Raw genomic sequence first — 9502 nt, 5'->3', positions numbered from 1 at the left:
GGCAAATACTCTCATCACCAAAAACCGCATCTGGACCCCAAATCCGCCTTGACATCAAACACAGATGCTCATCCGCCCTACGGGCACCTTCTCCCCGCTGGGGAGAAGAGGGAGTCGAGACGTCGCGGCATATCCCTTCTCCCCAGCGGGGAGAAGGTGCCGGCAGGCGGTTGAGGGGGCTACAAACGCAGGCTTACCCTTTCAACTCCCGCTCCACCAAGGCCACCCAATAGGCCGCCCCGTATCCAAGCGCCGCATCGTTAAAGTCAAAGGCCGTGTTGTGATGCAGCGCTCCATCGACGGCCAGCCCGTTGCCGAGCCAGACGTAACAACCCGGCGCATTCTGAGCGAAGAAGGCAAAATCGTCTCCGGCCGTCGACGGTGGAAAGCTGGCGCGCACCTTCTCGCCGAAGACAGCACCGGCCGCAGCCAGCGCCCGCGTCGTCGCATCCACGTCGTTGATGACAGGTGGAATCCGTCGCTCGAAATGATAGTCCACAGTGATGCCGTACATGGCAGCAGTACCATGCGCCAGCCGCCCGATCTCGGTCTCCAACTGATCGCGCACCTCGGGTGAATAGGCCCGCGCCGTCCCGCCGATCTCCACGACATCCGGGATGACGTTCAGCGCCTTGGAATCACCCGCCTGCAGAAAACAGGCACTGACGACCGCCGGCTGCAGCGGGTCGATCACGCGCCCGACGATCGTCTGCAGCGACGACAGGAAGGTGCCGGCCGCCGTGATCGGATCACGGCCGAGATGCGGCTTGGCGCCGTGTGTGCCGGTCCCCCGGAAGGTCATGCGCCAGCTGTCGGAGGAGGCAAGCTGCGGCCCTTCGACGACGGCGATCTCGTCGACCGCAAGCCCGGGCATATTGTGCAGGCCATAAACGGCATCGCAGGGGAAAAGCCGGAAGAGCCCCTCCTCCACCATGCGCTTTGCTCCGCCGCGCCCCTCTTCGGCCGGCTGGAAAATGAAATGCACCGTGCCGGAAAATCCTCGCGTTGCCGCCAGATGCCGGGCGGCGCCCAGCAGCATCGCCGTGTGGCCGTCATGGCCGCAGGCATGCATCTTGCCGGGGACCGTCGATTTGTAAGGCCGCTCCGCCAATTCAGGCATGGCGAGCGCATCCATGTCGGCCCTGAGCCCGATCTTGCGCGTGCCGTTGCCGACCTTGAGCGTGCCGACCACGCCGGTGCCGGCCAGTCCGCGATGCACCGTGACGCCGGCTTCCTCGAGAAGCCTCGCGACAATGCCGCTGGTGCGCTCTTCCTCGAAACCCAGTTCGGGATGGGCATGCAGATCGCGGCGCAAGGATGTGAGGAACGGCAGATCGGCGCTGATCCGGGCGGGGATGCTCATCGGGCAATGCTCCTGGGGCCTGGATATCCTGTCATGAGAAACGGGCGCCCCACCGGCGCCCGCGTCAGATCATTCCTTGTTGATCAAACAGACTGCAAGTTCAACCCCTCAGGCTTCTTCGACGAACACCTCTTCGCGCTTCTTCTTGACGCTCGGCAGGAAGACGACGATGAGGACGGCGACCGCGATGGCCAGAAGCGTGGCGCTGATCGGCCGCGTGACGAAGGTACTGGGATCGCCGCGCGACAGGATCATCGCACGCCGCAGGTTTTCCTCGAGCAGCGGCCCGAGCACGAAGCCGAGCAAGAGCGGCGCCGGCTCGCAGCGAAGCTTTGCCAGCACGTAGCCGATGAGCCCGAAGAAGGCGACGGCATAGAGGTCGTAGACATTGGCGTTGACGCTGTAGACCCCGATCGAGCAGAAGGCCATGATGACTGGGAAGAGCACATAATAGGGCACGGTCAGCAGCTTCACCCACAGGCCGATCAGCGGCAGGTTGAGGATGACGAGCATCAGGTTGCCGATCCACATCGAGGCGATGATGCCCCAGAACAGCGCCGGCTGCTCGGTGGCGACATTCGGCCCCGGCACGATGCCCTGGATGATCATCGCGCCGATCATCAGCGCCATGACCGGATTGGCCGGAATACCGAGCGTCAGCAGCGGAATGAACGAGGTCTGCGCCCCGGCATTGTTGGCCGATTCCGGCCCGGCGACGCCGGCAACCGCACCCTTGCCGAATTCCTCCGGCGTCTTCGACATGCGCTTTTCCACCGTGTAGGAGGCGAAGGAGGCAAGGATGGCGCCGCCGCCCGGCAGGATGCCGAGCGCCGAGCCGATGGCCGTGCCGCGAATGACCGGCGCGATCATCTCCTTGAATTCCTGGCGGGACGGCAAGAGGCCGGACACCTTGGCCATCAGCACGGTGCGGGTCGACTCGCCTTCCAGATTGCGCAGGATTTCTGCGACGCCAAAAACGCCGACGGCGAGCGCCACGAAGTTCAGCCCGTCGGCATATTCGCGGATGCCGAGCGTGAAGCGCGGCGTGCCGGTATAGATGTCGGTGCCGACGAGACCGAGCAGCAGCCCGAGCGCCACCATCGCCAGGGCCTTGACGACCGAGCCATGCGCCAAAGCGATCGAGGAGACCAGACCGACGATCATCAGCGAGAAATATTCGGCCGAGCCGAATTGCAGCGCGATGGCAGTGAGCGGCGGCGCGAAGATCGCGACGAGAAAGGTCGAGACCGTGCCGGCAAAAAACGAGCCGAGCGCGGCGATCGCCAGCGCTGCCCCCGCCCTGCCCTTGCGCGCCATCTGATAACCGTCGATCGCGGTGACGGCCGAAGACGATTCGCCCGGCATGTTGATGAGGATCGCCGTCGTCGAACCGCCGTACTGTGCGCCGTAATAGATGCCGGCGAGCATGATCAGCGAGGAGACCGGCTCAAGCTGGAAGGTGATCGGCAGGAGCATGGCGATCGTCGCCGTGGCGCCGATGCCGGGCAGCACGCCGATCAGCGTGCCGAGCAGCACGCCGATCAGGCAGAAGAGCAGATTGTCAAGCGTGCCGGCTGTCGCAAAACCGAGAGCGAGATTGCTGAAAAGATCCATCATCGCCTCCTAGAACCGGACCCAGGGACCGAAGCGCTCGAACGGCAGGCCGAGCCCGTAGCTGAAGACCGCCACGGAAAAAACCGTCAGCAGCAGCGAAAGAATGATTGCGAAGAACAGGTTCATCTTTTGCGATGCGAAGCAGGCGATGAAGGCGGTGAGGAACAGCGCCGGCGCAAATCCGAGCCCGCGAACCGTCAGCCCGAAGAACACCGGCGCCGGAAGGATGAAGAGCATGCCGCGCCAGGCCCAGGCGCCGATCGGCTCTCCCTCGACGCGCAGCGCCTGAATGAAGATGATCGCCCCGAGCAGCACGAGCGCGCAGGCGAGGATGAATGGAAAATAACCGGGGCCCATGCGCAATGCCGTGCCGAGGTCGAGCCCCAGCGACTGGAAGGCGAAAAAAGCGCCGGTCGCGACGAAAAGCGCGCCGCAGATCGCATTGGTGCTATCGAAACTGATGGATTTCATGGTGTCTCCTGGGGTTGGAGATGGTTCGTGACGCGTTGCTGCTGTGGTGGCCGCCCCTCATCCGCCTGCCGGCACCTTCTCCCCGCAAACGGGGAGAAGGGAACACACCGCAACCTCTCCGTTCCCCGCCGCATCTCGCATGGCACGTCCCCTCTCCCCGTTCTTACGGGGAGAGGGCTAGGGTGAGGGGCTCTTTTCGGCATGCCCGGACGAGGAGAAACCTCAGTCGGCATATTCTCCGGCCGCCTCGATCACCGGCTTCCAGCGGGCGATCTCGCTTTCGAGCTTGGCCTTCAGCGCAGCCGGCGTCGCATCGGCGTCGGAGGAAGGCGCCGTGCCGAGTTCGGCGAAGCGGGCGCCGACATTCGGGTCTTTCAGCGCGACCTGCAGCGACTTCGACAGCCGTTCGTTGATTTCAGCCGGCGTGCCCTTCGGCGTATAGATGCCATGCCATATGCCGACTTCGAAGCCCGGCAGGCCGGCTTCGACAGCCGTCGGAATGTCCTTCATCACATCGAGGCGCTTCGGCGAGGTCACGGCATAGGCCTTGATCGTGCCGCCCTGGATCTGTTTCGTGGTGTTGGTCGTCTGGTCGCACATGATATCGACCTGGCCGCCAAGCAGGTCGGTCATGGCAGGGCCCGTGCCCTTGTAGGGAACGGTCGTCAGCGGCGTCTGGATGGCGCTCATGAACATCATGCCGCAGAGATGCGAAGCCGCGCCGATGCCGGCATTGGCAACCGTCACCTTGTCCTTGTTGGCCTTGACATAGTCGATCAGGCCCTTGAGGTCGGTCGGCTCGAAATCCTTGCGCGCGACGATCGTCATCGGCACCTCGGTGACGAGGCCGACATAGTCGAAGGCGCCGAGCGTATCATAGGCGAGCTTGCGGTAGAGCGTGGCGCTGGTCGCCATGCCGATATGGTGCAGCAGGATCGTATAACCATCGGGATCGGCGCTCGCGACGCGGCCAGCGCCGAGCGTACCGCCGGCGCCGCCGACATTTTCGACGACGATCTGCTGGCCGAGATCCTTCGACATGGATTCGGCGACGAGGCGTGCAACCGTATCGGTCGGGCCGCCGGCCGCAAACGGTACGACCATGGTGATGGTGCGTTCAGGATAGGTCTGCGCCGAAGCGGCACCGGCGAGAAGAGAGACCGCAGCAGCTGCGGTCAGGCCGAGCATGGCCTTCAGGATTTTCATCGTTTCCTCCCTGATGAAATAAGCGAGCCCGCCGACACTCCTCCGCGCCGGTTCGGATTGCCTATTTGCCGCCGGGAAAAATCGAGCCGCAATCATCGCCACCGCTTTTGGAAGACGATTCTGCGACGGTGCGATGCAGCATGGGTCGATTTGGAAACAAACGGCGGATGCGATGGGTGGAAATCCACCCATCGCATCCGGTGAGAAAGCACAGCCCGCCGGCGAAGACTAACCTTCGCTGATCATCATCCGCTTATCCAGGCCGTATTTCTGCATCTTTTCGTAAAGCGTCTTCCGGGAAATACCGAGCGACTCGTAGACCGGCTTGAGGCTGCCGCCATGCGCGACCAGTGCACTGGAGATGACCCCTCGCTCGAATTCGGCGACCCGCTCCGCAAGCCCCGTCGCCTCCTCGGCCTGCCGTCCGCCATTGTCGAGGCCGAGGACTAGGCGGTCGGCAGCGTTCCTCAGTTCCCGCACATTGCCGGGCCAGTCGCGCTGGGCGATGTCGGAGATCACCTCCGGCAGCACGGTCATCTCGTCGCGGCCGTACCGCGCGGCCGCTTCTCGCACCAACTGCAGGAAAAGCAGCGGAACATCCGCCCGCCGCTGCGACAGCGACGGCACATGCAGCGTTGCGACATCAAGCCGGTAGAAGAGGTCGGCGCGGAAGCGCCCTGCAGCCACTTCCGCCTCCAGGTCGACTTTGCTCGTCGCGATGAAGCGGACGTCGAGCGCCACGATTTCGTTCGATCCGAGCCTGGAGATCACCCGCTCCTGCAGCACCCGCAGGAATTTAGCCTGCAGGTCGAAAGGCATGGAGCCGATTTCGTCGAGCAGGATGGTGCCGCCGCGCCCATGCTCGAACTTTCCGTAGCGCGGCCTCACCGCCCCCGGAAAGGCCCCGATCTCATGGCCGAAGAGCTCGCTCTCGATCAGGTTTGCCGGCAGCGCGGCGCAATTGATCGCGATGAACGGCCGGCTCGCCCGGGCGCTGATATCGTGCAGCGCGCGTGCCACCACTTCCTTGCCGGCCCCGGTCTCGCCGACGATGAGCGTATCGGCATCGCTGGCGCCGATCGCGCGGATACGGTAGCGCAGATCCACCATCACCTGTGTGCGCCCCGGCAGCCGCGCCTCGATATCGTCGCGTTTGCCGGCGACCGCCTTCAGCAACCGGTTTTCAAGCACCAAGCCCCGCCGTTCCATCGCCCGGCGGATGACACCGGCCAGCATCTCGGGCGTAAACGGCTTCTCGATGAAATCATAGGCGCCTTCGCGCATCGCCTTGACCGCAAGCTGAACGTCGCCATGGCCGGTGACGAGAATGACCGGCACTTCCGGGTCGAGTTCGCGGATCCTCTGCATCAGCGTCATGCCGTCCATGCCGGGCATGCGGATATCGCTGACGACGACGCCGGGAAAACTGTAGCCGATCAGTTCCAGCACATGATCGCCGTTCGAAAAAGTCTCGACACTGAAGCCGGAGAGCTCGAGCGCCTGCGCCGTCGAGCGGCGCAACTCTTCCTCGTCGTCGACGAGCAGGATTTTGGCATCGTTCATTCCGCCGCCTCCGGCATCAGCCCTGCCGCCGATTGCAGCTCGATACGGAACACCGCGCCCCCTTCGGGGTGATTGGCAGCCGTCAGGCTGCCGCCGAAATCCTTGACGATGTTGTAGGAGATCGAAAGCCCCAAGCCGAGCCCCTTGCCGACACCCTTGGTCGTGAAGAAGGGATCGAAGATGCGCTCGGCGATTGCCGCCGGCACGCCCGGCCCGTGATCGCGTATCGTCAGCACCACCTTGCCCGCCGCCTCGAAGGCCGAAATCTCGATGCGTCTGTCATCCAGCCCTTCAACCGCATCGGCCGCATTGGAGATCACGTTCACCAGCACCTGCTGCAGACGTACCGAACCGGCGCGCACGACCGGCGGCCGCATTCCGAGATCGAGCCGGAGCTCGGCGTCGGCCGCCTTCAGCCGCCAGGCGATGATCTCGAGCGTATCGCGCATCGCCTCGTCGAGGGGAACCGGCCCGAGCTTCTCGTTCGGTTTGCGGGCGAAGTTACGCAAATGCCGGCTGATCGCAGCCATGCGGTCGATCAGCCCGCCGATCCGCCTTATATTGTCGTGCGCCTCCTCCGTCCGGCCGCGATCGATCAGAACGGAAGCGCTGTCCGTATAGGTCTTGGCGGCGGCGAGCGGCTGGTTGAATTCATGCGAAAGCGCAGCCGACATCTGCCCGAGGCCGGCAAGTTTGCCGGCCTGGATAAGATCGGCCTGGGTCTGGCGAAGCTGCTGCTCGGTCAACCGCCGCTCGGCGATCTCCTCCTCGATGCGGCTGTTGACGCGGGCAAGATCCGCCGTGCGCTCCTCCACCCGCCGCTCCAGCTCATCCCGCGCTTCGGCCTGCATCTGCATGCGCTCGGCTAGCCGCGCCCGCCGCTGGCGAATGACCGCAACAGCAAGCCCGGCAATGCAAAGGATGAGAAAGACGGCGACAAGCGCGGTGCGCGCCTGAGCGCGGATGGAACTCGTCTCCATCAGCACGTTCACCGTCCAGTCCTCGGCCGGCATGTAATGCGACAGCATCAGATATTCGCTTGAACTCCGGTCGCCTGCAAATGTCATCAGATCATGCGGCTCGAAGCGATGGCGCGTCACCGGCAGCGCCGTCAGTGTCGCATTGGCATAACGCCGCGAGGCTTGCGTGCGTGCAACCCGCTCGGCCGTCAACGGCAAGATCGCGCCGTAGAGCCATTCCGGACTGCCGGACATGAAGATGATGCCTTCGGGATCGGAGACGAAGATCTTGTATTCCCCGCCGCTCCAGGAGGATTCGATCATGTCGATATCGACCTTGAAGACGATGACGCCGCGAATATCCGCGCCGACCCTGATCGGCGCCGAAAAATAGTAGCCGCGCTTCAAGGACGTGGTGCCGAGGGCGTAAAACCGGGCCTGCCGGCCTTCGATCGCTTCCTGGAAATAGGGGCGGTAGTTGAAATTCTGGCCGACGAAACTTCCCGGTCCATCGTAATTGCTCGCCGCGATCGTCTCCCCGTCCGGTTTCACCACATAGATGTCGGAGGATTTCAGGAGCCCGTTGATCTCCTTGAGATAGAGATTGGCGGCATCGCGCAGCACCATGTCGTCAGGCGCGCTGACCAGCTCCTTGATATCGTCATGATCGGCAATCAGCGCCGGCAGCGCCTCATAGCGGTTGAGATGACCGCTGAGCGCCGAGACGGCAAGGCGCAGCGCCGTTCCCGCCTGGGCTGACGCCTCCTGCATATAGGCGCGCGTCGCAATCGCGCTTCCGTAGGTGAAGAAGGCGAAAATGACGAGCGGCACCACCAGCAGGGCCGCTATCGCACGATATCTCGAAGACAGATCCGGCTCCTCCCTTTCTGCCCTCACTCCCCAGCAAGGCATGCCCGACGGGCTCAGCTTAATGAGGCAAGCGAGGATTTCCAAGAGCTTGCCGAAACTTGACACTCCGCAGAGGCGGATGTCCTATTGCTGCACCGCAAGGAGACCCAGTCCATGAACGACGACCAGACGCCCGCCGACAGCAAGCTCACCAGCTCCAAGCGCCGCTGGGCGGCGGAGGGCAAGTTCCTGACCGGCCGCATCAGCCGTCCCGAAGCCGAGCGCCTGCCGCCCGGCCAGCACCTCGTCAAGAACTGGCCGGTGCTCGATCTCGGCCAGCAGCCCGTCATTTCCACCGAGAGCTGGCGGCTTGAGGTGCGCGGCCTGGTCGAAACGACTGTTACCCTCACCTGGGCCGATTTCCAGGCGATCGAGCAGAGCAGCAATATCAGCGATATTCACTGCGTCACCACCTGGTCGCGCTACGACAACAGATGGAAGGGCGTTTCGACGCGCGATCTGCTCGACCGCGCCATGCCGAAACCGGAAGCAGCTTACGTCATGCTGACGAGTTATGACGGCTATACCACCAACCTGCCGCTTGCCGATTTTGCCGCCGAGGACGCCATCCTCGCGACATCATGGGAGGGCCTGCCGCTGACGCCGGATCACGGCGGCCCGATGCGCCTCGTCGTGCCGCATCTCTATTTCTGGAAAAGCGCCAAATGGCTGCGCCGCATCGAGCTGATGCCCGAAGACATGGCCGGTTTCTGGGAAAAGAACGGCTACCACATGCTTGGCGATCCGTGGCGCGAGCAGCGCTATTCCGACGACTGAGCCCTCGGCTGCAGGAAACGGCGAAGCGCTAGGATGGCAAGCCCCAACAAGGCGGCGAGCCCCGTCAGCGACGCCATGCTGGCGGGATGAAGCGGTATCCGGCTCCAGCGCGGCTTGATGATATCGGCCGTGTTGAAAGCCTCGCCGCTGAACTGGCAGGTGACAAGCGCAAGACCGCGCCGCACCATGTCGGCATCCATGGCGGAGATGATTTCTCCTGCGGCAGGCGCCTCCCGCGGCATCTCCCGCATCGCCATCAGCACCGCCTTCGTCGCCGCGAGATAGGCATGGGCGCATTCGTTGAACGGACTTTCCTCGTCCGTCACGCTGCCGGGCACCCTGCCCCACAGGCAATAGGAATATTGGATTTCGGCATAGTTCAGGATACGGCGGAACGGTTCGTTGGTATCGACGGCACGGGATGCGAGGTCGATGATCCCACGGCGATAGTCTGAAATCACCGCCATCTCGCCGTGGGAAATTTCCGGAATATCGAGACCGGTAGGATTGCCGCCGGCACTGCGGCTATGCGCAAAGCAGTTTCCGGCGATCATGAAAAGGCAGGCGATGACGGCAAATGTCGTCGGCAGAAATAGCCCGGTTCTCTCGCGTCTCATGATCGCCCTGAAAGTTCGGGGCG

General features: G+C 63.5%; 8 protein-coding genes. 1 reads left to right on the top strand and 7 read right to left on the bottom strand.

Translation table 11 applies throughout. From position 1 onward, the window contains the following. Positions 1-193: 193 nt before the first annotated feature. The 6 genes from CO666_RS26690 to CO666_RS26665 all read right to left on the bottom strand — a co-directional run bounded on the left by CO666_RS26690 (position 194) and on the right by CO666_RS26665 (position 8088). A complete protein-coding gene (locus CO666_RS26690; RefSeq protein ID WP_097615045.1) occupies positions 194-1363 on the bottom strand; it encodes a M20 aminoacylase family protein in 1170 nt (389 codons plus the stop codon). A gap of 108 nt (positions 1364-1471) precedes the next feature. Continuing rightward, positions 1472-2977, bottom strand: coding sequence for a tripartite tricarboxylate transporter permease (locus CO666_RS26685; RefSeq protein ID WP_097615044.1), 1506 nt, complete (start codon positions 2975-2977; stop codon positions 1472-1474). A 9-nt stretch (positions 2978-2986) separates the two neighbouring features. Continuing rightward, the gene (locus CO666_RS26680) at positions 2987-3448 is read right to left on the bottom strand and encodes a tripartite tricarboxylate transporter TctB family protein (RefSeq protein WP_097615043.1); all 462 of its coding nucleotides are present in this window, start codon (positions 3446-3448) and stop codon (positions 2987-2989) included. A 222-nt stretch (positions 3449-3670) separates the two neighbouring features. Beyond that, positions 3671-4654 (bottom strand): tripartite tricarboxylate transporter substrate-binding protein, encoded by a 984-nt coding sequence (locus tag CO666_RS26675; RefSeq protein WP_097615042.1) that lies wholly within the window; start codon positions 4652-4654, stop codon positions 3671-3673. 228 nt (positions 4655-4882) lie between these two features. Next, positions 4883-6217 (bottom strand): sigma-54-dependent transcriptional regulator, encoded by a 1335-nt coding sequence (locus CO666_RS26670; protein ID WP_097615041.1) that lies wholly within the window; start codon positions 6215-6217, stop codon positions 4883-4885. Beyond that, positions 6214-8088 (bottom strand): sensor histidine kinase, encoded by a 1875-nt coding sequence (locus CO666_RS26665; RefSeq protein WP_280951826.1) that lies wholly within the window; start codon positions 8086-8088, stop codon positions 6214-6216. The genes CO666_RS26670 and CO666_RS26665 overlap by 4 nt, the downstream gene beginning before the upstream one ends. Before the next feature lie 111 nt (positions 8089-8199). Here CO666_RS26665 and CO666_RS26660 point away from each other — a divergent pair, with 111 nt between their 5' ends. Beyond that, entirely contained in the window at positions 8200-8862 is a 663-nt protein-coding gene (locus tag CO666_RS26660; protein ID WP_097615040.1) for a sulfite oxidase-like oxidoreductase, read from the top strand. On the opposite strand, the gene CO666_RS26655 is transcribed toward CO666_RS26660, so the two are convergent. Then, positions 8847-9416, bottom strand: a complete 570-nt coding sequence (locus CO666_RS26655; RefSeq protein WP_425352436.1) for a hypothetical protein — start codon at positions 9414-9416, stop codon at positions 8847-8849. The genes CO666_RS26660 and CO666_RS26655 overlap by 16 nt on opposite strands. Between the last annotated feature and the right edge of the window lie 86 nt (positions 9417-9502).

Origin of the sequence: Rhizobium chutanense (assembly GCF_002531935.1) — a bacterium.
Classification (GTDB): Bacteria; Pseudomonadota; Alphaproteobacteria; order Rhizobiales; family Rhizobiaceae; genus Rhizobium; species Rhizobium chutanense.
The sequence above is the reverse complement of the archived record's forward strand: the minus strand, read 5'-3'. Positions and strand labels throughout refer to the sequence as shown.